The organism is Flectobacillus sp. (assembly GCF_049240685.1).
GTDB lineage: Bacteria > Bacteroidota > Bacteroidia > Cytophagales > Spirosomataceae > Flectobacillus.
In genome coordinates, this window is the sequence record NZ_JBMLSD010000135.1 from 1 (window position 1) to 23,708 (window position 23,708).

Sequence of the window (23,708 nt, forward strand, 5' to 3'; positions counted from 1 at the left end):
GTTGCCTTGTCCCTAAACACATAACTTAAATATTATTCTGCTCGATTACTTAAAAAAAGAGTTATTAATGCTAAAAAAAGAAGTGAATCTGAATTTAATTGACGGCAAATTCTTTGCCAAAAAACCATTTTTCTATAAGATTCCTACATGAATTTAAGAGATTTAGATTTATTTTTTAACAAAGGAATTTTTTTAACTCTTCCTGATTTTTGAAGTGCCCTTTTGGGTAAAACCTGAGCTGTGGTTGCAATTCGTCCTCATAGCCCCAATTTACCCAAGCGCAGTCCATCTTGATTTTCATACATGCTTCTATATCTCTATTTTCATCCCCAACGTACAAACATTGCTCTATTGGATAGTTCGTATGTTTGAGAAGCTTCTTCAGTACTTTATCCTTACCCATGAAATTTTCTGAACAGAAAATGTTTTTAAAATAGGTAAAATTGTGATTTTCAAGAAATTGAATGATGTTTTCTCGGCTATTTGACGAAACGATGTCTAAGGTAAATCCTTGTTGGTGGAGTGTAGTCAGAAATTCAAATATTCCTTCATAAGGTTGGAGAGAAGAAATATTCTGCTTGTATTTTTTATAAAGAACGGGGATAATAAAAGGGATTTGGTAAAGAGGTATTCCTAAGTATTCGGCTCGTTTGAGATAAGAAAGATGCCTAATCTGAGGAATAGTCTCGGCGTTGATGGGTTTAAACTTTTTTTCAGCAGCCAATTCATTATAGATTTTCAGAAATATAGGAACAGAATTGGCGAGAGTTCCGTCAAAGTCAAAAATGATGTGCTTGTAGGTTTTCATAAGTCAGTAAGGCAATGTTACCCAAAAAGGTTATTTACAATGTTCTATTTATTCTGTTGCTTTGTATTTTGATAAGTAAGTGCGCAAAATGAGATTTAAGTTTTGTATTTTAGGCACAAGGCAAAGACTGTTACCTAGTTTTTAAAGCGATAGGTATGTTTTTGCCTAAGGCCGAGTACTTAACTTTGATTTTGTGTAATTTCTTAAGATGTTAACAGGTCTTCATAACATTTGCAGGAGCCTATAGCCAATATAAACGCATGAATCGAATAGCAATATATGAAGATAACCCTAAACTTCGTGAATTACTCGAATTACTGATTAATTCTGCTGAGGAGTTTTTGGTGGTAGGCACACATCATAATTGTGAGAATATCTTGAAACATATCAACTCCGAATCTCCTGATTTGTTAATTATGGATATCGATATGCCTGTAATAGATGGAATCACTGGCGTAAAACTAGTGAAGGAAAAATACCCTCACATCAAAATAATTATGCATACGGTATTTGAGGACGACGATCGCCTATTTGCCTGTTTGAGCTATGGGGCAGATGGATATATCCTGAAAAAGGATTCGCCGAGCATGCTTTTTGGGGCAATCAAACAATTGTTTGAAGGTGGGGCACCAATGTCTCCAGGTATTGCCAAACGAATTTTGCAAACTTTCAGAAAACCTGTTTCGAGTCAAAATTCTTATCATCTTACCGAGCGAGAAAAAGAGGTGCTAGAGTTTTTGACAAAAGGGTATTCTTATAAAATGATAGCGCACGAGTGTTCTATTTCGATAGAAACCGTGCGCCGTCATCTTAAAAATATCTATTTTAAACTTCAAGTACAATGCGGTACCGAAGCCGTTGCAAAGGCAATTCGTGAGAAGATTGTTAATGAGTGATGATAAGCCCACCCTCTGGTTGGATAGTCAGGGTAGCTTCTCCAGTTGTGGATACCTTGATAGACTTCATGGTTGGGTTTCTTTTTTCATCATCATTATATTCTGTTACAGTTTTTCCAGCAAACATGGGTAATTTGACTTTGAGGTTAAGGGCTGTTTTTTCAGCATTTATACCTACCAAATACCATTCATTTCCATGGCGGCGTGCCAATACGCAGTACTTGCCGGGATATCCATCAATAAAGACTGTTTCATCCCAGGTGGTTGGTACTTTTTTCATAAAATCAATTTCAAAACTTGGCACATCTGTTAAGTTGTTTGGTGTAAGAGCAAAGTTTTGCACTGTAGTTTGGAATAATACGGCCGTTGCTAATTGAAAAATATCTGTGGTTTTACGAGTTCTTCCTCCATTATTATTTCGGTTGAGACGCTTGTTGAGCAAAGTTCCACCAAAATCCATACTTCCGACAGTATTTCTGATAAAGGGATGAAGCGATGCATTAAAAGCTTCAAAATCATCGAAATGTTGGTTGAAAATCAAGTTTTCAGAGGCCAAAACCGCTTCGCTACTTACATAGTTCGGGTACATTCGTTCCCAACCACGAGGGAGCGTGCAGCCATGAAAGATAATCATCAGCCCATATTCGTTGGCGTCGCTCAATATGTCTTCATAAAGTTGGATGGTTTCTTGTTTATCCCCTCCGAAGAAATCTACTTTGAGTCCTTTTACACCGAGAGCTTTCAACCACTTCATTTCTTTTTTACGCGCAATAGCGTTGTTCATACAGTTTTTGGGTCCTTGAGGGGCATTGTTCCATGCACCGTTTGAGTTATACCACAAAAAGACATCTACCTTTTTTGAATGAGCATATTTAATTAAAGCTTCCATACGCTCATAACCCACATTTTTGTCCCAGAGTGCATCCATTAAGATGTACTCATAACCTAATTTTTGAGCCAAGTCGATAAAGGTAATCTGGTCATCATAATTCATACTTTCATCCTGCCACATAATCCAACTCCAAGTAGCACGTCCTGCCTTGTATTCTTGCGAAGGGGCATAAAGTGGCTCGACTACATCGAAAGGAATAGTAGTCTCGACAATTGGTTTCAGGCTTGTACCAACTGTAATGGTACGCCAAGGGGTGTTCGCTGGCAATGCCATGGCTGGCTCGGCACTGCCGTGACCGTTGTTTTCATCTTTTTCTGGAAATGAAACAGTGAAGGTGCCATTGTTTGATTCGCTCAATTTTGAACCACAATAAGCCCCCGAAACGCCCGTTTCAGAAACCAAAGCCCAAGCCTCTTTACCAACATGGAACAAGGCAGGGAAGGTATATCCTAATCGGTACTTTGAATTTTGATTAAGTGCTGCATCAGCTTCATACTCTTCCTCATAACTCGGTTTGGTGCGCATCCAGCCACTTCCCGCCGGTGCTTGAGGTGTTAGGAAAGTGGTTGTATTGGAAGGAAAACTAAACCCTGTCAACTCTTTTTCTACAATACAATTGGCCGTTTCACCAAAAGCAAATAGGCCATATCGGAAGGCAATATCATTGTTACTCACCTGAAAAGTGATTTCCATCAGCCTCTTATCTGCATTTGAAAAGGTACAAACTACCTGATTGGCTACATAATGAATACTGGACTTTTTGATTTTATTTTGTTGATATGTCTTATCAATTTGTTTTTCTACTTTTTTTACAAAAGTCAAAGATTTACTAAAGTCACCGATACTCGTATTGAGACCTAATGGTGAGTTTTCGAGCACTGTAATACCTTGGTAATTAACAGAGTAGCTTGCTTTTCCGTCTTTTAGTGATAGATTAACGGTAAGTTGTTTGTCGGGACTAACAATGTTTACATTCTCCTGAGCGTAGCTCGAAATATGCAGAAGCATGGCAATGATAAATAGTACTTTTTTCATAATTGAGGTAATAAAGCACAAGGCTTTATAGATTGGGGAATGGATATATTTTAAATAATTACAAACATTGTGTCAAATCTACACATTCTTATCTGGTTTAGGAATGAAATTAGGTAAATTTTATTTTGTTCCTCAAGTGCTCTACTTGGGTGACATCGAGCCAAATGTCATAGAGAAAAGGTTGTGCTTGCCTCATATTCAATGTGTAAAAAGGGTTATACGGCTTTTAAAACAAAGTAGTTGTTTTTTATTTTTGTAAATTAAACAATTGATTTTCAGTAGTTTGACCGCTTGTTTAATGACTATAAAAGGGTATAGATAAAGGTAGATAAACCCACTTATTTTGGGTAAACATTTTTCTTTGCCCTACTCATGAAGAAACTTTTTATACTACTATGCTTTTGGCAAATTCCGCTCTTGGCTCAAGATTTGGGAAGTTTGAAAGGACAAAAGCCTATCAGCATTTCAGGAGGTTTGAATTTAGGTTTTAATACGTATTCAAATCTTGAAGGCAGACAGCGGCTCGACCCTTTTTCATGGACTATTTCTGCTAGTCCTGTGATTTCGCTTTATGGTATTCAAATGCCATTCTTTTTTTTGATTAACCAGCAAAGTCAATCCTTTTCGGGGCCATTTCAACAGTTTGGCATGAGTCCATCGTACAAATGGGTTCGACTACATTTGGGATATCGAAACTTGAGCTATTCCAATTATACCTTGGCTGGTCGAATGTTTTTTGGTGCAGGTATCGATTTGAATCCCGGCAAGTTGCGCTTATCTGCGATGTATGGACGTTTTCAACAAGCAAGTTTGAAAGATACCACCCGAAACAACTTCTCAAGTTTGCCCTCATCCTACCGACGAATGGGATACGCAGTAAAAGTAGGCTATGGATCATCTAAAAATTTTTTGGATTTGATATATACCAAGGCATGGGATGAAGAAAACTCGATTAAAATCCCAACGGCCGAAGGTCTTACACCTGCCGAAAATACAACCTTAGGAATTGTTTCGCAGGTCACGCTTTTCAAAAAAGTCACTTGGTCGACAGATATTGGGGTAAGTGGGTATACCTCAGATATTAATGCCAAAGACTTGACCGGTACCATTTCGGTAGACAGTGATTTCTTAAAAAAACTTTTTTTGCTCAAACGAAGTACACAGGTAGGTTATGCTGCTAATAGTAGTATAAGATTTAGTTCAAGATATGCCTCTATGCAGGTACAATACAGGTTGATTTCAACGGACTATAAATCAATGGGCGCCTACTTTTTCAATAACGACATACAAGAAATTCTTTTTTCTCCCTCCTTCTCCTTTTGGCAAGGACGAATCAATTTGAGTGGGAGTTATGGTATTCAGCAAGACAACGTAAGTAAAACTAAGGCCACTCAGACCACAAGAAATATCGGTTCGCTCAACTTGTCTTTACAACCCTCAGCCAAGTTTGGATTGATGTTGACGTATACCAATTACGGTACTTTTCAGAACAATCCAGATCGTATCATTGATACCCTAAAAATACAACAGGTAAATCAAAGTTTGGTCTTGGCTCCGAGGATATCGTGGGGAAATAGGGTTGTAAATCATTCACTCAATCTGATGTCTAGTTATCAGAATTCTTCAGACTATAATACGGTTTCCAAACAGCTCCTTGAGTTTAATAATCTCTTTTTGTCTTTTAATTATTTAAGAAATAATCTAAAACAAAAATTTACGCTTAGTCCTGGGGCAATTTTTATAAAAAATTTTCTGACTTACGGCAACACGCAGTCTGTGGGGGCGAGTTTGAATATTTCAAAGAATTTTAAAGTTTTTTCGAATAGCCTCAACCTCAACTACAACCAAAATTTTTTGAAGGAAGATGCCAACGGTTATACTCTAAACGCAAGGTGGAACGGTCGAATTCGAATTTCGGGTAAACAACAGCTCTCTTTGAGTGCAGCTTTACTTCATAACAAAGATCTCAAATTTGAAGCAAGAAATTTTACAGAAGTATATACCCAAGCAGGGTACTCTCTCAACTTTTAATGATTCAATGCCATGAAAAAACTTTTCCTTTTTCTGAGCTTAATTATGGGAGTAGGGTTTGGCGCTATTGGTCAAACCCTTACAGGAATCAACGTTCAAACGATTTTTCCTCCCCCTTATAGCCCAAAACTCAAAGATTATGCTCCTGATGGAGCCAATAATTCGTTGAGAGTAATTTTGATAAATAGGAATCCCAACCCAGTGGATGTGAAGTTATTGGGCGAAATAAAGGGTCAAAACAACGGTGTGAGAGCCGTTACCCGCGATTCCTATCAGCCGTCTTCACCGATAACCCTTCCGGGCAATGGTGTGCCAGTAGAGATTGAGATTTTTGGTTCCAATCAAAATTTTTTTACTGAAAATAACATCGATATCACGGGTATCGACCCGAAGGCTTTGATAAGTGGATTAATTCCTCAAGGATTTTATGAATTCTGTATCAAGGTTGCGCCTTATAATCAGCGACCTGCCATTTTTAATGGAAACGAGCCTAAAGGTTGTATTACCATACCAATTACTTATATCGAGCCACCACGACTAACAAGTCCGATATGTGAGCCTAATACCCCAATTCAAACAAGCAATCCACAAAATATTGTCTTTAATTGGACTCCTTGTGTTGGAAATATCGCAGGGGCTCAAATCATGTATGATTTTTATTTGGTTAGAGTACCAGAGGGACAAAACCCCAACGATGCAATCAATAATGCTATTAATCGAAATGTTGGTAATCCCTACACAGAAAAGGATTTGGTAGCGCCCAATTTGATTTTTGGTGCCAATTATCCCGAACTCACCAACGGACTCTATGCATGGATGGTGGTGGCAAAGGATATGAATGAAAAAATCTATCTTCAAAATGATGGAAAAAGTGAAGTATGTACTTTTAGAATCGGTGCGGTCGCAAACGCTGGCGAATTATTAGCGGCAAATAGTAGCTCAGTAAAGTGTAAAAACGCCAAGTTTCCAAATGATTTGGTGGCTATAAAACAAACTGATTTGACAGGAAAAACTATCAAAATTGGAAATTTTGAAATGACAGTAGATCAAGCCATTGAATCGCCAGAAGGATGGAATGGTAATGGTCGAATCACCTGGAATTATGTGCCCATCAAAGTGAAATTTTCTAAGTTGAAAATAAATGCAGCAAATGAGGCCATTTCAGGTTTGGCCAATGGGAGCGATGAGGGTTTTCAGATGCCTGGGGTATTGCCTCCAGATTTATCTACTTACAAAAACATTAGCCTAGATTATCTCAAAACCTATACAGATTTGTTAACTACCAAGCTTTGGAACGACCTCAAAGGGCAAATGGCTATTTCGTTACCTATTGGCTACAATACGGGTGCTGGGCTGATAGGTATCAATTACTTTACCATTGCTCCAGACGGCGCAGAAATGGGGGCACTACTCAATGTCAAAATGCCTGAGGATAATTCTTTCTTGTCGATGGCAGCCACCGAAATGTGTATGCTTCCTGATAAGCTTTTTCCCAAAAACGCAGTTTTGTATCTTCTAAAAGACTTTAAAGCTCCATATACCCCGATTACTTTCAAAGAAAGTCATTACCCTCAAAATGATGGTACTTATGCCATACTCGACGAAGATTCTGTACGCCATGTGCATGTTGAGGCTGAATTAAATTTAGGAAAAAATACCTTAGAGTTAAACGACGATAACGGAAATACCCTTCCGGGAGATGTGATAACTCAACTCAAATTTGATTTTAATAAATGGAATGATTGGGTAGCCACGGTCAAAGTACCAACGTTCGGAATAAAAGATGCGGGAGGTATTTCTGTTAAAGGCTTGGACGCATTTTATGACCACTCTGATTTTCGGAATGCACCTAATTTTAACCCACCAGCCGAATATGACGGCGACCGAGGAAATACCTTCAAAGGATTATATCTGCAAAGGGTAGACGTACTTTTGCCTAAATCTTTGGGTGGCGGAGGGAATAATCGCCTCAGTTTTGCTGCCTCTAATATGGTTTTTGATAGCGATGGGCTTACCGCGCGCTTTACTCCCTCACGTTATCCTTTATTAGACTACACTACTGGAAAAATGGGAAAATTGGCTTTCTCGGTAGATTCTTTTGAGGTTTTAATTGTAAAAAATGCCCTGATTCGTGGCAATATGGTCGGTAAAGTTCAATTACCAATTAGTTCAGATGCATTAGATTATACCTGCAATCTTCGAAATGGGCTCGATACACTCAGAATTCTTGTTAAACCCAAGCCACAGGGCTACAATGTACCTGTTTTTATGGCAACTATGAAAATTGCCCCAAATTCTCAGTTTACGATTGGACTTGTAAAAGATAAAGATCCTGAGTTTTTGTTTGCCTTGAATGGGACACTGACCCTAAATAGCCAACCACCACTCAATATGGTAGTGCCCGATTTAACCTTTGAAAACTTTTCTCTGTCTACCTTCAAAGCCTTGGGAGGAGACGAATTAGCTGGAAGTGGTATATATCTACAAACAGGGAATTGGTACTTGGAAGGAGGGCTTGCTGGCGAGCATCAGGATGACCCAGCCAATAAAAATGCCAAGGGTGGTCCGCACGAAGATATGATTTATACCTCAGCTGTAGCTAACGGCGCCAAAGAATCCAAAATGGCGGGTTTTCCGATTCAGATGATACCTCCAAAATTTGTTAAGAACAACATTGGGATGGGCTTCGAGTTTGGAATAAAAGTAATGGTAGGAGGCGAGGAGGCTAGCTTGGCAAATGCATCGGGCACGGTTCAGGTATTGGGTAGTCTAGATTTTATTAATGGAAAACTAACTCCATCTTTCAAAGGTATTTATCCTTCAAGATTCACGATTGATGGTCAGTTTGGTCCTGCGAATGTAAAAGGAGAACTCAAATTTTATTATGATAATCCTAAGTATGGCACTGGCTTGAGTGGTTGGGGAAAAGTCAAAATTCCAAATCTTGCCACAGTGGAGTCGAATATAATTTTTGGCAATACTAATGACTTTTATTACGGCTATATGGATGCCTCAGTGGTTACGAACCCCGGCTTTGTATTGGTTCCACCGCTTACCTTAACAGGTTTTGGAGGAGGTTTATACTTTAATATGAAACAAGAAGGCTCGGTAGAGGCCAAAATCGCAAATAAACCGCTTACCGATGCCGAAAAATTAGAGCTCAACAACGAACCCGGTGTTACCAAAACAGGGCTCATTTATTCGCCACAAAAGGGTGCTTGGGGGCTCAAAGCTCGTGTATATATGTCGGTGGCAGATGCTCGACTTATGACCGCCTCGGTAGGTCTCGAAGCTGGATTTTCAAATGGGGCACTCAATAATTTTAATGCCATTGGTTCTATCAATATTATCAGTAAAGATGGTTTGCCTGATGACCCCAATACCTTAGTCAAAGGTTCTGTGGCATTTAATTATCTTGCCCCAGGTATCTACGATGTCAATGCTGATATTACAGCAGGTATTTTAGGAACAAATGTGCAGGTTCCTTTACGGGTACATTTTGACCCTCAAAATTGGCATATCAAATTGGGTGATCCGCTCGATGCCCAAAAACGTATTGCTTTCAATATCTTGGATTTGAACCTTCCTGTTGTAAAAGCACATTTAGGAGCTAAATTCTATGTCGCAATGGGTAACGATTTGGGAGGTTTGCCTGAGCTACCAGCTGAGGTAAGTAATTTTATGGGTGGAGCTAATGCTGCGGCCGATCAATACCGAAATGCGCAATACAACAAAGTGAGCTCTCGAACTGTACTATCAACAGATGCAGATGGCCGTTTGACTACTGTTCCTAAGTTTTCGATTTTAGTCGGGGGACAAGTTCAAGGGAGTTTTGATGCAACGGTGGCAATTCTCTCTTTAAATGCGCAAGCAATTTTAGGCTTTGATGCTGCGCTTCAATATGGTATTGAATGCGAACAAGGCGGACAAGCCCTTGGCTGGAATGGCTGGTATGCCAATGCCCAAATGTATGCCTATCTGAACGGTGGGGCTTACATCGATTTAGATTCTTGGTTTGCAGCGGGTCGTTTCAAAATATGCGAGGTAACAGCTGGAGCTGTACTCAAGGGGGGGATTCCTAATCCTATGTGGATGAGTGGTAGGGTAAAAGTACAAGGGAATGTTTTGGGACTTATCAAGATAAATACGGGCTTTGATTTGGCATTTGGTGAGCAATGTACACCTTCCAATAATAAGGATAACGGCCTAGATGGTATCGAAATTATCGGTGATATTTCGCCTGCCAACGGCGAAAATATCGTAGAAACCGATGCGCCCATTACTGTGACATTCAATACCAGTATTGGACAAGACTATGAACTTGCTATGCCTGACAATACCGTCAAAACCTTCCGCTTTAAGTTAAAAGAGTACAAACTAACTTTTGAAGATAGTAAAAATGGCGGTCGGCTTACTACTTTCGATGGCTTCCAAGCGCCAGAATGGGTGAATGATAACCAACAATTGATTTTATCAAAAAACAAACATTTTGCTTCGACTTCCAAACATAATTTTAGTATTTCTTTAGGAATAGAAGAAATAGGAGGAAAAGGTGATAATGCCAATCGTTTTGAACAAAAAACAGTAGCGTTTACAACCGCCAAACAACCAGATTATATCAAATTTGGTAATGTAAATTACACTTGGCCATTGGAAGGACAAAATTACTTTTTGAAAAATCAGTTGCCTCAAGGAGTCATCGAAGGACAAATTCCTGATGAGGCCTTTCGCAGTACTTTGGATGGTAGCGACTCAAAATTGAGTAATATTTTGAGTGGAAAATATATCTACAAAGCGGTATATATTCCGAAAGACGGTGGCGATACACTTACAACAGCTGTGTATTATGACAAACAAAATCAAGTAAAATTTGATATTCCGAACAATTTACAAAATGATAAGACCTACCGTGTCGAAATTCGTAGGATTTATCAAAGTGCTGTTGGCTCAGCCATCAATCTTAATCAGCAACTTTTGGCAAATGCCATGGTGAAAGAGAAAGTTACGGTGGCTAAGGCCTCAGCTTTTTTAAGAAACCAAGAGGATTTTTTCTATATCAATAAAAATTCGCTGAATCGTTCGTCAACTTCCTCTTCTTCGATTCCAAAATCTAAGGTTATCTATGACATAGTTTTCAAAACTAGTAAATACAGTACTATCAACGAAAAACTGTCTGCCGTAAATTTTGAGAGAGCCGAATATCGTAATACCACTTCTGTTCAATCAGCAGATTATTTGGTGATGGATATAAGACCATCCAGCGGAACAGCCGAAAACTTTGATGATGCAGAGTTGTATGGTTATACGCGCAATGGCAAGACCCAACCGCCCTTGTTGAGTGTATCGAGTCCGATGAAGCCTGGTTTGGTAAGTTTTGATACCTATATTCAAAACGAGGTATACTCTCCTTTGGTAAATTTTAGTGCTAAACAAGTAGGTATCAACTATGGTGTTCAGGAACTACGAAAACTCGTAGGTATTGGCACGCCAGATGTTGCGGTATCTATCCAACGACAAGCTATTTTGGGGCAAGCGTCAACAATCGGGTCTGTTTATTTGAACTCTTCTTTGAATGGCTTACAAACGGGTGTGAATCAGCCGGATGCTAATCAACCCACAGCTTCGGGGGGAATAAAAGCAACGCTTGGTAATATCAATATGATTAGTTCAGTCTTAAGGATGGACGATATCATCGGGCCTTCACTTTCTTTTTTTCCATTAGAAGACGAACCTACCCGCATGTATTCTTTTGCCTTCAAAGTTGATCAAGTAGCGTATCATGATTTTTATGCAGTCAAGAATTTTGGAGAAAATATGTTCAAAACTCGTCAATCCCTAAACGCAAGTTTAGGAAATTGGAAAAATGTTTCTTTTGGTTTTGGTTCAGTTTTCGCCAATATTAATGTACAAGGAACGAGCAGAAGTTTGACCTTAAATACCTCTGCTTCATCTATGGCACGAAACTTCAGTAATGCCGATTTGGATTTGTATAGTGGTTATCAATCAGCAAGTTATTATAACTTCAAGCCACGGACAGGCGGCACCACTGCCTATATTACCCTAGACTACAAGCCATATACCGATGCGCCAATCAATAGGGTAGAGAAAACCTTTACTTTTGGCACAGCAGCGTTTATTCCGTCGCCAATTGTAGGGGGATATTTTAAATTTTAAGAGAAAAGGGACAAGGGGAATTTAAGCCTGAAGTAAAGTGCTCGGCTACGAACAGAGGTTGAGGATTTTGATAATTAGGCAATTATACAAAAGCATCTCTTGTCCCTTTTTCCAATTTAACAAAACTCATGAGTCATGAAAAAACTTTTTTATATATTCATGTTATTGTTCCTGATGGGTCTAAATACACAGGCGCAAAAGTCTTCTAATCCCAAACTTCAACTACTTGTACGCAATTATCAAGATTCGGTGGTATTGCGTTGGGCACCCACCAGTGCAGCGCAGTGGCTTTTTGCCAGTCAAAAAGGGTATCGTATTCAAAAAACGATTATTTCCAAAAATGCTAACCAGGGAGTGAGTACCCTTCTGACACCCAACAAGTTTCTACCTCTGACGCTTGAGGATGTAAAGAAGCGTTATTCCAAACAAGATAGCTATGTAGGGGCTGCTGTTCAATCTTTGTATAACCCTAAGGCAAGCACTACTTTTGAGGCCAGTGTGGGTGGAATTATTCAAAAAAGTAATGAACAAAATAGTCGTTATGCTAGTGCCATGTTATCGGCCGATTATAGCGCCAATGCTGCCACAGTACTTGGTTTACGTTGGGTCGATAAAGAACCCAAAAATCCAGAGGATATTATCATGTATAAGGTTTGGGTGGATACAGATGCTAAATCAGCTATTAAGGTAGATACTGCCACAGTGGTGCTGTTTGCCAATCAGTTCTCCAATGTATATGCTCCTATCACTGCAGGTATATTACAGGGCGACTCACAAGTGACACTTCGTTGGTATAGAATGAGTCTGGATGGTGAGTTTTCGGGATACCTGATAGAACGCAGCGAGGATGGTAAGAATTTTAAAACCATCACAGCTAACCCTTACATCCAAACCCCAGCAGATGAGCATACCCTAAAACAAGACTCGTTGACTTATAAAGGTATCCCTAATCCTAGTTCTTTGATTACCTACATAGATTCCAATTTAGTCAACTATCGTAAATATTATTATCGTGTCGTTGGTATCGACCCTTTTGGTGTTTACAGTCCAGTATCTGAAGTCATGATAGGTTCGCCCAAGGATTTTACACCTCCTGCCAAACCTAAGAATGTTAAAATCAAAGTATTAGATAATAAGGAAGTTGTTGTGTCATGGGAAAAAGCAGGTAGCGTTAGCGACCTCAAAGGTTATGTAATAGCTAAGGGCGGCTCGGTGGCTGGACCGTTTAATTTTATTAAAAAAGAAGTTTTATCCAATCAAAACCTCAGTTTTACCGATTTCTCACCTGAACCTTACACAGGTAGATACTATGTGGTGGGGGCTGTAGATACCGCTGGGAATGTAAACTATGCAATGCCCGTTGTAGCAAATATTGAGGATAGAACTCCTCCTAGGGCATTGAGTTCGCTTTCGGCCAATGCTACTTTGCAAGGTAAAGTCACAATTGATTGGCCTGCCAGTACCGAACCCGACGTTGCTGTTTATAAAGTGTATCGAGCCTATCGCAAAGATGCCAAAAATTATACTTTATTAACTCCTTTTGGTATTCCTAATTCTGAATTTACCGATTCGATTCCTGACAAAACATTACTCAACAAACAGTTATATTACAAGATTGTGGTGGTTGACCTTAGTAATAATCACTCAGATTATTCTCCAGCAGTTCTTGCCAAACTACCTGATAGTAATCCTCCAACTTCTCCCGTTTTTGAGCAAGTGCTTGTAGAACAAAATGGTATTCGATTAAACATTATCCCAAGTTCAAGCGACGACGTTTCATTACATATTTTGTATAAAAAGAATCCAAAAGGTATGTGGGATATCCTAAAAACCTTCAGTGGATTGCTCAATTCTAACATAAATTTTAAGGATTCAGAAGTAAGTAGTGGGCAGCGATATGAGTATAAAGTAGAAGCTGAAGATTATGCAAAACTCAAATCAAAACCTGAATTTTCTCAATCCATACTTTATGTTGGTGAAAATGGCAAGGCCTCAATTGAGGGTTTGAAAGTAAATTACGACTCCAATCAAAAATTGGTGACTTTAGATTGGACTTGTCGTTCAAACAACGTATCTCATTTCGTGGTTTATCGCGCTGAGAATAGGTCGTCGTTGAGCACGTGGCAAACAGTAGAAAAAAATCAATTTTCTGAAAAAATAGAAAAAGCGCCTCAGTATTTGGAATACGCTATTAAGGTTTATTTTAAAGATGGGACAAGTTATAAAATGAGCGAAAGCGTTCGAGTAGAGACTAAATGATTTTTTACATACATGAGAGTTTAAATACCCCATTCTTGCGGCCATCCAAGTTTGGGGATATTTTTTTAGTCATTTTTGCCCAAAATACGTCTAAACTCCTCTTTCCCAACTGGTAATTTTTTTAAATTCTCAATCATCATCAAAGCCCTTTCTATCCTTAATTGAGTTGATTTTACACCATCAGCATAATGAATAATATATCGTTGCATTCCCTTGGTGAGTCCTTGAAAGCGCGCATAACCTTCAGGGTCGGTATCAAATACAGCCTGTAATTCTTCGGGAATCGTGGCACCATATTCAGTTTGGTCAGGTTCTAATTTGACTTCTACTATCGAACCTAAGCTTAATCCAGCTTCTTTCATTCTTTTGGTACTCAGATTGATATAAGCCCAACCTTCGCCCAAAGCTACCAATCCTGCTTGCCAAGTAATATGCTTGATGCTACACAAAAATCTGATTCCCATTTTACCACCAAGAGCCTGCACTACATCTGGCGGAACCGATAAATAATAAACTTTAAGTGGATGGTTGCGTCCAACTTCGCTCTGAAAATGAATGGTAGGGAAGGTTGTCATATTTGAAGATTTGTAATCAAGAGATACGAGCAGTTCGTGGGTTAAATTTGATTTTTATTAAACAGAATGATTATTAAAATACTTTTTAAAGCATTTAAAAAAACTAAATTGGCGAATACCTGTATTTTAGTTAAATTTAAAGGCCTTAATGTTAATTTTCAGTATAAGTAAAAAGAAATTTCTAACAACCATAAATAAGTAATTATGCGAAAGTAAATTGAAGTTATGTGTTTAGCCAACAGGCACAAGGCAACGAGCGTCAAATTGTTTTTTATACAAAGAGATTTTTTTGCCAAATTCCCAAAGCTGAAAGCTCAAAATTAAATTAATATTTTTTCTGAAGCACACTTCGACAACAGTATTCTGCTAATGATGAGTGCATTCTAAGAACAGATAGACTATTAATTAACAACTTTTTTACTTACCTCAAAAAGAGTAACAACTCTGTCGGTCTCTTATAGGCAAAGACAAGTTGTCATTCATAATTTAGCATTCATACTTTCCTCTATTAAGTCTGCTTTCGCCTAAGTTAGTTGACTAATAGTTTAAACCTTGTTGGTTATGGTAAAAAAAGGCACAATCATGGAAGACCAGAAGGGCAACTTCCTTGAGTTTATCGAGGTAAGTTCCGACACTAACGGAATGTATACCAAATTAAAGATTTGTCTGCAACCCAATCAGGTGGCTTTGGCACGCCATTCCCTCGAAAAATCAGACGAAATTTATGAAATCTTAGAAGGTGAACTTACCTATGAATTAAATCATAAAAAAATGACTGTAAAAGCTGGGGAGACGCTAATTTTACCCAAAGCTCAAGCGCATCGCAACTACAATGCCTCCGATAAACCTGTTGTGATGTATTGTACCATTACTCCATCTTATGATATTGAGCCTTTCATTGAAACTATGGCGCAAATGTGGCAAAATGGCAAAATGAAGAATGGAAATGCTAATTTTTGGCAAAGTATGATTTGGGTAAAATCTATGGAAGGAACGATTTATTTCGAAGGATTATCTCGAAAAACCCAACAGTGGCTGTCTTACCTATTAGCCCCAATTGCCTCTTTATTAGGCTATAAAAAGTTTTATCAAAATTAGATACTCATTACAGTACAAAATTGAAGTTTCTAGTTCAAGACTTAGTCTTGGACTTATTTTTTTTAACAGTTTAAAACTGTTCCTAGAAAAATATTGGCAAAAGTCACAATTCCTGAGTGACACTACCTCGTTTTGTCCACTAATTAGATCAGCGCTTGGCTCAAGGAATTAATCCCTGAGCAAAAGAATGAGCCTGACCAATACCTACAGCTTACCACCTAAAGCCGAGTCAACTCTTTGTCTGGAGCCTGCTGCCTGATACAAATAACTTTACTTACTTATTATCAATCACTACATTAAAGACAAGATCTTTTTCTTCTTTGATAAGTCTTTTTACTCCTTTTATCTCCAACCGCGCTCCACTAAATTCCTTTAATTCAAATAAATCTGTGTGACTAGCATGGTAAGCATCTAGGTTTTCAATCGCTTTACTCTCCGACCATGTTTTTCCGCCGTTGTATGAATATACGTATCTTAATTGTTTGAAGTTAAGAGGGGTATTCAATTGTGGCTCAGCCCTTTTGTTTCGGGGAGCATTATCAGTGTTGTTTTTTGAAGAAACATCATCACTCATTTTGAATGGATTAGGATTGACATGAACAACAGGCTTTGTCAAATAAACAACATACAAAGTGCCGTTGGAGGTCTCAAGTATTTTGACAGGTGTTTGTGTATCTATGTTATAATCGCTCACGACAACACTAGAGGATGTTTTAGTCTTTTTATTCAAAAGATATTTTTTAATTTTTATCGATACTAGGTCTGATTCTTCTTTTTTTATTGTAGCCACAAAAAGTTCTCCCTTTTTGTTTAAATAAGGAGTATTTGTATTCAAAGCTTGACTTTGTGCCTTATTAGAAAGCGTTAAGATGAGGATGAAGCAAAAAGAGGCAAGATATGTTTTCATGTCAGTACAAATTAAAAAATAAGGTGCTTGAAAAAACTTTCAAACACCTTGATAACGAAGTTCTTATCTTATTCTTGTGCGGAGGCTTTGTAAATACCAAATTCTGCCAAATGAACCTTTGCTAAAGCATCTTTGATAGTTAAGCGCACTTGTGTAGCCTTAATGCTTGGGAAGCGCAGCAGGCGCTTGTGTCCAACTGTTGTACTTTCTGCTAGTTTTTGCCAAGCTTTCCCATCCCAATATTCTACTAAAAAAGCCTTAATTCGTTGCCCCTCAGCAATGTTTTCTTGAATGGCGATTCTGTCAAACTCTTTCGCGCTATCGAGTTGTAAAGTTATCGGCTGATTTATTTCCAAGACTTTACTAGTACTTAAGTTTTTATCTATCAAAAACTTATGCTTTTTGCTAACTAGGTTATGGGCAAATGTTTCATTCAGAATTTCTCGAAACTTCTTGATAGCATCTACATCGGTTGTTTCTAACAAACCATCGCGGTTAGGGGGGATGTTTAACAACAACAAACTATTTCTTCCTACCGACTGATAATAGAGATTAACCAAATTTTGAGGCGTTCTTACTTTAGTATTTTCTTTTTCATGCCAAAACCATCCAGGACGGATAGAAACGTCAGTTTCGGCAGGTATCCAGTCTGGCCCTTTCTCGTCACCCGTATTCAAGTAATGTTCATCGGCTTTTCCTGGTGCTTGTCCTGCATTGTTGATGGTTGACCAGCAGGTTTCTCCAGCGTTTCCTTTTTCATTGCCAACCCAACGAACGTCCGGACCAGCATCCGAAAACATTACTGCCTTTGGCTGAAGCTCACGCACCATTTTCCAATATCCTTGGAAATCATATTCCATATTTTTGGCATTTTCGCCTTTGGCACCATCAAACCAAACTTCTGCTATTTCACCATAATTAGTTAATAGTTCTCTCAACTGGTTTTTGTAATAAGTATTGTAGGCGTCAGTTCCGTAAGTTTTTTCGTGTCTATCCCAAGGAGAGAGATAAACGCCAAATTTGATACCAACAGCTTTACAAGCCTCCGAGAGCTCTTTTACGATATCCCCTTTGCCATTTTTGTAGGGACTATTTTTGATAGAATGCTCCGTGTACTTTGAAGGCCAAAGACAAAAGCCGTCGTGATGTTTGGCAGTGATAATGGCAATTTTGAAACCACCAGCCTTTAAGGCCTTTACCCATTGCATAACATCCAGCTTGGTTGGATTAAATATTGCAGGAGATTCGTCGCCTTCACCCCATTCTTTATCGGTGTAGGTATTTACGGTAAAATGCAAAAATGCGGTAGTTTCTAATTGTTGCCAAGCCAACTGACGCGGGCTTGGTTTAGGTAGATTTGCACTCACTTGAGCGTTGGAATGACCCATAGAAAATGCCAAAAGAACAGGTAAGATAATTTTTTTCATGGTTGAAAATTGAGGTAGGATAAACTGTTTTTTTTTCGAAAGTCTTAATTTTTATGAAAATACTCAAAAAGTAGCTCGAAAAGAAAGGATGCCAATAGGAATGTTGATGGATGTCATTTTAAAACGCTTAAAAAAAGCATTAATTCGTAAACAAATTGATAAAACGCAAAGTTCGCCATATATTTGAAAGATTTTCGTTAAAAATCCCCGAAGCTTGAAATCGTCACATTACAATAACTATTAAACAATTACCAAACTAATGGCATATCAACAAGATTTTACCTATGTTACGGGTACCGAACCACATCGTACACGTACACGTGAAATTGTAAAAGCTCACCCAGAAGTAAAAAAACTTATTACCAAAAACCCCATGACTTTCGTTTGGATTCTAGGCTGTGTATCAATGCAAATTGGTATGGCATACCTAGTAAAAGATCAAGCATGGTGGGTTATTTTGGCGGCTGCTTGGTTAATCGGTGCATTTCCAACGCATACACTTTTTGTATGTATTCATGAGGCTGCACACAACTTGATTTTCAAAAAGCCCTCTTGGAATGTTTATGCAGGTATCGTTGCAAACTTTCCATCGTTGGCACCAACAGCAATTTCTTTCAAAAACTATCATTTGAAACACCATGCATTTCAAGGTGTTCATGAGCTAGATGCAGACTTACCAGATCACTGGGAAGCAAAATTGATTAACAACTATTTCATCGGTAAAGCGTTGTGGTTGTTATTATTCCCAATTTTCCAAGCTATTCGTACCTTGCGTTGTTTGGAATTGGCGGTATTTGACCGTTGGGTAATCATGAATATCGTTTGCCAATTGGCATTTGATGCAATCATTGTATACACAATGGGTTGGCCAGCATTAGGTTACATGGGAGCAAGTTTTATGTTCTCAGTTGGTTTACACCCACTTGGTGCTCGTTGGATTCAAGAACACTATTTGGTATTAGACAAAAACCAAGAAACATACAGCTACTACGGTGCATTGAACGGAATCAACATGAACGTAGGATACCACAACGAACACCACGATATGCCTTCAGTACCTTGGAATAACCTTCCAAAGTTGAAAGCTATTGCTCCAGAGTTTTATGATAATTTGAAATATCATACGTCATTTACGAAGCTATTCTTTACCTTCTTGTTTAGTCAAGAAGTAGGTCTTTATTCACGCATCGTCCGTAAAGAAAGAGGTAAAGTTACTTTAGATGACAACTCAACACCAGATATTCAGTTGTTGCAAGGGAAGTAATAAATTGTATTATGTATCGAAAACCCTCGTTTAATCAAGTTAGACGAGGGTTTTTTGTTTTTGGGGATGATATTTTAAACGAACAATTATAACATTTTTCGCTAGTGCTGGATTCCTATCCAGCACTCTCTTTTTCTAAGGATTCTATCCGATTACCTCATTTTTTCAATCACTTCCACTACATGATTGATTGCAAAATCAATTTCTTCTTCTGTGGTATATTTCCCAATTAGCAGTGGCTTCCTATCTGGTTATAGTTTGCCGACAAGAATTTTGTATGATTTCCATAAAACAGAAACTTTTATGCATTTAGTTTCCGTTTTATGGAAACTATTAGTAACTTTATTATAATGAATATTAAAGAAGTTTCGACCAATAAGATATTTCCAATAGACATAATTCCTATTGAAAAAGCAGACTATAAAGCTTTGGGGAAGAGGCGATATTTCTTTGATTGGAAAGAAGAACAAAATGAGGAAGTGTACAAATTAGTTATCCAAGGCGAAAAGACAATTTTGGGGCTAATTTCATTGGAAAGAATACCCTCTGAATTGAGAGTTCACATTAGATTATTAACTGTTTCTAAAGAAAATAAGGGAAACAAAAAGAAGTTTGACAAAATTGCAGGAAATTTAATCGCTCATGCAGCTAAAATAGCAGTTGCTGAATATGGGGAATGGGGTTGCGTTTCTTTGAAACCTAAAACTGAAATAGCTCGACATTATATAGAAAAATATAAAATGAAGATTACAGGAGCTACGCTAAGTTTAGAAGTGCCAGAAATCCTAGATTTGATTAATCTATTTGACAAAAATTAGCAAAAAGAATATTATGACTCATGATTTTGAATATGGTGTAGATTCTAGATATAAGGATAAGAGAGAGAGAGATACTGATTCCATTGCATTAATGCAAGCTCGTTTAGAGAGGATGAAGAGTATCCCTAAGGAGCAAATTATTAGAGCAAAGCTCTTACAGTTAAAATTGCAAATGGAGAATTATCTCAAAGAACCTGTCTATGATAACAATAGCTATTTTACCCATTTCTTAGAAATTTACATCGATGCAGTTTATCCGCAACGGAACAAATTTGCTAAAGATATTAATGTAACCCCTGTCTTTTTAAGTCAAGTTATCAATAATCATCGGGAGCCTAAGGAGGAGTTTATACTAAAGCTTATGGTACATTCAGAAATGGTTTTTAAGGATATTTGTGATTTTAATAATAAGACTTGGTATCAAGTTTATTTTCAAGAAAAAATATCTGGTACAATGTCAAGTCAAGAACAATGGAGACCAAAAATAGAAAAGCAAGTAAAGCTTAGTGAATTAATTGGACAATAAGAATATCCCCGCTAGTGCTGGATTCCTATCCAGCACTCTCTTTTTCTAAGGATTCTATCCGATTACCTCATTTTTTCAATCACTTCCACTACATGATTGATTGCAAAATCAATTTCTTCTTCGGTGGTATATTTTCCTAAACTAAATCGAATAGAACTATAGGCCAAATCGTCGTTTATGCCCATAGCCTTGAGCACATGAGAGGGTAGGACAGAGGCCGATGTACAGGCAGAACCAGAGGAAACGGCGATGTTTTTGAGATTTCCTAATAGCATTTCGCCATCTACTCCACCAAAAGCAATATTCGTAACGTGCGCCAATCTTGGGGCATTTCCTCCGTTTACTGAGGTGTTTTCAAGCTTCGCTAGAATAGATTGTTCTAGTTTATTCCTCAAAAAATAAAGCTTTTCTTGATTGGTTTTCATCTCTAATCTAGCCAATTCGCAGGCTTTGCCTAGACTAACTATACCAGGTACGTTGAGTGTTCCTGAGCGCATTCCTCGTTCGTGTTTGCCACCATCCATTTGTGCTATTACCTTAAGTTGGGGATTATTTCGGTTGACATACAAAGCTCCAATTCCTTTGGCACCATAGAGTTTGTGAGCTGATAAACTCAAGAGGTCGATAGGCGTATTTCGTAAATTAATGGGGAGCTTACCAACAGCCTGCGTAGCGTCGGTATGAAAGAATATATTTCTTTCTCGACAGACTTTTGCTATTTCTTCGATTGGGAAAATCACTCCTGTTTCGTTGTTGGCATACATAGCCGAAACCAATAATGTGTTGGCATCCATGGCATCCGAAAGCTGTTCTAGGGTAATCTGCCCATCTGAATCAGGTAGCAATACAGTAATTTTTGCCCCAAATTGCTCTAAATGGGTACATACATCGAGGACAGCTTTATGTTCGGTGGCGATGGTGATAATATGATTTTTTTCTGAGCCAAATGCTTCGAATACTCCTTTAATCGCCAAGTTGTTGGACTCTGTAGCTCCGCTGGTAAAAACGATGTCTTTTTCGGTAGTGCCCAATAATCTGGCTATTTGCCCACGGGCAACCGAAACAGCCTCTTCAGCCTGCCATCCGTACAAATGACTTCGAGAGGCAGCATTACCAAAGTTATGAGTAAACCATGGAAGCATTTCTGACAATACCCTTTCATCCATCGGAGTTGTTGCGTTGTAATCTAAATATACAGGTAGCCTCACTGTTTTAATGATTTTTTATTTCTTCTTAAAATAAACAAAAAAAAGGTGTAAGAAATTCTTACACCTTTGGGAATATAGATGGGTTCGGTATAATTTACTAACTATTTGAATAAGCCACCTAACATACCACCAAGACCACCAGAGTTTCCACCAAGTAGTTTGCCAGCAATGTTAGACACATCATTCATATCAAATTTACCATCATTAAAAGCAGAGGTAAAATCTGAAAGGTTTAATGAATTATCATTAGGGTCATTTGTTTTTGAGATTACCGATCCGATAACCCCAGGTAATACTTGGCTTACGATTCCGGCGGCTGCGCTGTTTTCTAAACCAAATTTTTGCATCAAGCCACTTACTGCTTGTTGAGTAATATTTGCTACAATTGGATTAGACATCAAGTTTCCTCCGCTTGTTCCTGCTTGTCCTCCCAAAAGACCCATAACGCTGGCTAAACCACCTCCTTGTGCCTGCTGTTGGAGTCCACCAGTTATAGCACCAAGGATTGTTTGCATAGCATCATTGTTTTTTTCATTAGGAATAGCAGGATTATTTACGATTGCATCTTGAGAATGGTCTTGGATAAGACCCATGAGTTGCTCTAACATCTTTATGGGGGTTTAAATTTGGTTTGTGTTAAGTACAATAATAGAAAGACTTTTTATAAATTCAAGTAAAATATGATTAAAATCTATAAAAATCAGTGTTATGACCGAAACTGCTATCAATTTGTCACACGAATTACCAAATAAATCTTTAGCACAAAAGATAACTGACTTAGTAGTAGACCTTTACTACCCCAGCGAATCAGATGAAAAGGTAGAATTCTTTGATGCGCCATTTGCGATTGAAGGTACACCAGATGCCGCAAATTTAAAAATGTTTTTAGGAATTCCTCCAGAGGTAAATACTTCAGAATGGGATTTTGAGACTTTTTTTAGGCCTTTGATTAAAAAGGAAGATTGGTTTGGCGAAGAAGAGCTTTTGTGGGTAAAAGCGGCTGAAGAGTTGAAAATTTTATTGGAAACACTATTAACAGATATCAAAATTTATCGATTTGGTATTATCGAAATTGATGTATACTTAATTGGGAAACCGCTTGAAGGAAATTGTGTTGGTATCAAAACTAAGGTTATAGAAACTTAGGGTATTATTAAAAATCAAAAAAGCCGAACTTTCTTGAAAGTCCGGCTTTTTGAGCTATTTTACTTTAGCTACTATAGCTTTGAACGCCTCTGGGTGGTTCATTGCTAAGTCAGCTAATACTTTTCTGTTTAATTCAATACCTGATTTGCTCAATTTACCCATGAATGCTGAGTAAGAAAGACCTTCTTGACGTGCAGCAGCATTGATACGTTGAATCCACAATGAGCGGAAATCTCTTTTCTTAACCTTACGGTCACGGTAAGCATATTGAAGACCTTTTTCGATCTTGTTTTTTGCAACTGTCCAAACGTTTTTACCTCTTCCGTAAAAACCTTTGGCTAATTTAAGCACTTTTTTACGTCTTGCTCTCGACGCTACGTGGTTGACGCTACGTGGCATAATTTTGCTTGTTTTTTGAAATTTGGCGTTCCTTAACGGAAATCTTTAGAGCCAGCTTTCTGGTTGAACAATAACTAAATGGAATAAAATTCCTAAAAAAATTACATTACTAACATTAGAGCAACTCTGTCCATATCTGATGGAGATACCAAGGTATCATGCACCAAGTTACGCTTACGTTTAGTAGATTTTTTTGTTAAAATGTGGCTATGGAAAGCGTGCTTACGCTTAATTTTGCCTGATCC

The 23,708-nt window shown here is 38.1% G+C and carries 18 protein-coding genes; 9 read left to right on the forward strand and 9 right to left on the reverse strand.

Going from position 1 to position 23,708, the window contains the following annotated elements; all coding sequences use genetic code 11:
- Positions 1-175: 175 nt before the first annotated feature.
- Positions 176-808: an HAD-IA family hydrolase gene (locus ACOVQ4_RS06155; RefSeq protein WP_421819776.1), complete on the reverse strand. Its 633-nt coding sequence runs from the start codon at positions 806-808 to the stop codon at positions 176-178.
- A gap of 260 nt (positions 809-1,068) precedes the next feature.
- Between ACOVQ4_RS06155 and ACOVQ4_RS06160 the strand changes: the two genes are divergently transcribed.
- Positions 1,069-1,704, forward strand: coding sequence for a response regulator (locus ACOVQ4_RS06160; protein WP_421819777.1), 636 nt, complete (start codon positions 1,069-1,071; stop codon positions 1,702-1,704).
- On the opposite strand, the gene ACOVQ4_RS06165 is transcribed toward ACOVQ4_RS06160, so the two are convergent.
- Positions 1,694-3,631, reverse strand: coding sequence for a glycoside hydrolase family 97 catalytic domain-containing protein (locus tag ACOVQ4_RS06165; RefSeq protein WP_421819778.1), 1,938 nt, complete (start codon positions 3,629-3,631; stop codon positions 1,694-1,696). The two genes, ACOVQ4_RS06160 and ACOVQ4_RS06165, sit on opposite strands and share 11 nt — an antisense overlap.
- A 372-nt stretch (positions 3,632-4,003) precedes the next feature.
- Here ACOVQ4_RS06165 and ACOVQ4_RS06170 point away from each other — a divergent pair, with 372 nt between their 5' ends.
- The 3 genes from ACOVQ4_RS06170 to ACOVQ4_RS06180 all read left to right on the forward strand — a co-directional run bounded on the left by ACOVQ4_RS06170 (position 4,004) and on the right by ACOVQ4_RS06180 (position 14,095).
- Entirely contained in the window at positions 4,004-5,662 is a 1,659-nt protein-coding gene (locus ACOVQ4_RS06170) for a hypothetical protein (RefSeq protein ID WP_421819779.1), read from the forward strand.
- A 12-nt stretch (positions 5,663-5,674) separates the two neighbouring features.
- The gene (locus ACOVQ4_RS06175) at positions 5,675-11,836 is read left to right on the forward strand and encodes a hypothetical protein (protein WP_421819780.1); all 6,162 of its coding nucleotides are present in this window, start codon (positions 5,675-5,677) and stop codon (positions 11,834-11,836) included.
- A 135-nt stretch (positions 11,837-11,971) separates the two neighbouring features.
- Positions 11,972-14,095, forward strand: coding sequence for a fibronectin type III domain-containing protein (locus ACOVQ4_RS06180; protein WP_421819781.1), 2,124 nt, complete (start codon positions 11,972-11,974; stop codon positions 14,093-14,095).
- Positions 14,096-14,160: 65 nt separating this feature from the next.
- Here the strand turns inward: ACOVQ4_RS06180 and ACOVQ4_RS06185 are convergent, their stop codons facing one another.
- Positions 14,161-14,670: a YdeI/OmpD-associated family protein gene (locus tag ACOVQ4_RS06185; RefSeq protein WP_421819782.1), complete on the reverse strand. Its 510-nt coding sequence runs from the start codon at positions 14,668-14,670 to the stop codon at positions 14,161-14,163.
- Between the two features lie 561 nt (positions 14,671-15,231).
- Here ACOVQ4_RS06185 and ACOVQ4_RS06190 point away from each other — a divergent pair.
- On the forward strand, positions 15,232-15,768 hold the full coding sequence (locus tag ACOVQ4_RS06190; protein ID WP_421819783.1) for a cupin domain-containing protein: 537 nt from the start codon (positions 15,232-15,234) through the stop codon (positions 15,766-15,768).
- A gap of 274 nt (positions 15,769-16,042) precedes the next feature.
- Here ACOVQ4_RS06190 and ACOVQ4_RS06195 read toward each other — a convergent pair whose 3' ends face one another.
- Both ACOVQ4_RS06195 and ACOVQ4_RS06200 read right to left on the reverse strand, forming a co-directional pair.
- Positions 16,043-16,675 (reverse strand): hypothetical protein, encoded by a 633-nt coding sequence (locus ACOVQ4_RS06195; RefSeq protein ID WP_421819784.1) that lies wholly within the window; start codon positions 16,673-16,675, stop codon positions 16,043-16,045.
- A 68-nt stretch (positions 16,676-16,743) separates the two neighbouring features.
- The gene (locus ACOVQ4_RS06200) at positions 16,744-18,102 is read right to left on the reverse strand and encodes an alpha-L-fucosidase (protein WP_421819785.1); all 1,359 of its coding nucleotides are present in this window, start codon (positions 18,100-18,102) and stop codon (positions 16,744-16,746) included.
- 259 nt (positions 18,103-18,361) lie between these two features.
- Here ACOVQ4_RS06200 and ACOVQ4_RS06205 point away from each other — a divergent pair, with 259 nt between their 5' ends.
- From ACOVQ4_RS06205 to ACOVQ4_RS06215, 3 genes are all read left to right on the forward strand, one after another.
- Positions 18,362-19,366, forward strand: a complete 1,005-nt coding sequence (locus ACOVQ4_RS06205; RefSeq protein WP_283343083.1) for a fatty acid desaturase — start codon at positions 18,362-18,364, stop codon at positions 19,364-19,366.
- 350 nt (positions 19,367-19,716) lie between these two features.
- Entirely contained in the window at positions 19,717-20,184 is a 468-nt protein-coding gene (locus ACOVQ4_RS06210) for an N-acetyltransferase (RefSeq protein WP_421819786.1), read from the forward strand.
- Between the two features lie 13 nt (positions 20,185-20,197).
- Positions 20,198-20,710, forward strand: a complete 513-nt coding sequence (locus ACOVQ4_RS06215) for a hypothetical protein (protein ID WP_421819787.1) — start codon at positions 20,198-20,200, stop codon at positions 20,708-20,710.
- Positions 20,711-20,772: 62 nt separating this feature from the next.
- Here the strand turns inward: ACOVQ4_RS06215 and ACOVQ4_RS06220 are convergent, their stop codons facing one another.
- Positions 20,773-21,918 (reverse strand): cysteine desulfurase family protein, encoded by a 1,146-nt coding sequence (locus ACOVQ4_RS06220; protein ID WP_421819788.1) that lies wholly within the window; start codon positions 21,916-21,918, stop codon positions 20,773-20,775.
- Positions 21,919-22,019: 101 nt separating this feature from the next.
- The gene (locus tag ACOVQ4_RS06225; protein WP_421819789.1) at positions 22,020-22,526 is read right to left on the reverse strand and encodes a DUF937 domain-containing protein; all 507 of its coding nucleotides are present in this window, start codon (positions 22,524-22,526) and stop codon (positions 22,020-22,022) included.
- 100 nt (positions 22,527-22,626) lie between these two features.
- On the opposite strand from ACOVQ4_RS06225, the gene ACOVQ4_RS06230 reads away from it, so the two are divergent.
- A complete protein-coding gene (locus tag ACOVQ4_RS06230; RefSeq protein ID WP_421819790.1) occupies positions 22,627-23,064 on the forward strand; it encodes a nuclease A inhibitor family protein in 438 nt (145 codons plus the stop codon).
- Between the two features lie 54 nt (positions 23,065-23,118).
- Here ACOVQ4_RS06230 and rplT read toward each other — a convergent pair whose 3' ends face one another.
- A complete protein-coding gene (gene rplT, locus ACOVQ4_RS06235) occupies positions 23,119-23,463 on the reverse strand; it encodes a 50S ribosomal protein L20 (RefSeq protein WP_421819791.1) in 345 nt (114 codons plus the stop codon).
- Positions 23,464-23,564: 101 nt separating this feature from the next.
- The coding region (rpmI, locus tag ACOVQ4_RS06240; protein ID WP_421819792.1) for a 50S ribosomal protein L35 at positions 23,565-23,708 on the reverse strand (144 nt) is incomplete at its 5' end.

Coding starts and splice junctions, on each gene's coding strand:
- rplT (WP_421819791.1), bottom strand. CDS start 23,463: ATGCCACGTAGCGTCAACCACGTAGCGTCGAGAGCAAGACGTAAAAAA.
- ACOVQ4_RS06155 (WP_421819776.1), bottom strand. CDS start 808: ATGAAAACCTACAAGCACATCATTTTTGACTTTGACGGAACTCTCGCC.
- ACOVQ4_RS06200 (WP_421819785.1), bottom strand. CDS start 18,102: ATGAAAAAAATTATCTTACCTGTTCTTTTGGCATTTTCTATGGGTCAT.
- ACOVQ4_RS06195 (WP_421819784.1), bottom strand. CDS start 16,675: ATGAAAACATATCTTGCCTCTTTTTGCTTCATCCTCATCTTAACGCTT.
- ACOVQ4_RS06165 (WP_421819778.1), bottom strand. CDS start 3,631: ATGAAAAAAGTACTATTTATCATTGCCATGCTTCTGCATATTTCGAGC.
- ACOVQ4_RS06160 (WP_421819777.1), top strand. CDS start 1,069: ATGAATCGAATAGCAATATATGAAGATAACCCTAAACTTCGTGAATTA.
- ACOVQ4_RS06215 (WP_421819787.1), top strand. CDS start 20,198: ATGACTCATGATTTTGAATATGGTGTAGATTCTAGATATAAGGATAAG.
- ACOVQ4_RS06190 (WP_421819783.1), top strand. CDS start 15,232: ATGGTAAAAAAAGGCACAATCATGGAAGACCAGAAGGGCAACTTCCTT.
- ACOVQ4_RS06230 (WP_421819790.1), top strand. CDS start 22,627: ATGACCGAAACTGCTATCAATTTGTCACACGAATTACCAAATAAATCT.
- ACOVQ4_RS06225 (WP_421819789.1), bottom strand. CDS start 22,526: ATGTTAGAGCAACTCATGGGTCTTATCCAAGACCATTCTCAAGATGCA.
- ACOVQ4_RS06175 (WP_421819780.1), top strand. CDS start 5,675: ATGAAAAAACTTTTCCTTTTTCTGAGCTTAATTATGGGAGTAGGGTTT.
- ACOVQ4_RS06210 (WP_421819786.1), top strand. CDS start 19,717: ATGAATATTAAAGAAGTTTCGACCAATAAGATATTTCCAATAGACATA.
- ACOVQ4_RS06170 (WP_421819779.1), top strand. CDS start 4,004: ATGAAGAAACTTTTTATACTACTATGCTTTTGGCAAATTCCGCTCTTG.
- ACOVQ4_RS06205 (WP_283343083.1), top strand. CDS start 18,362: ATGGCATATCAACAAGATTTTACCTATGTTACGGGTACCGAACCACAT.
- ACOVQ4_RS06185 (WP_421819782.1), bottom strand. CDS start 14,670: ATGACAACCTTCCCTACCATTCATTTTCAGAGCGAAGTTGGACGCAAC.
- ACOVQ4_RS06180 (WP_421819781.1), top strand. CDS start 11,972: ATGAAAAAACTTTTTTATATATTCATGTTATTGTTCCTGATGGGTCTA.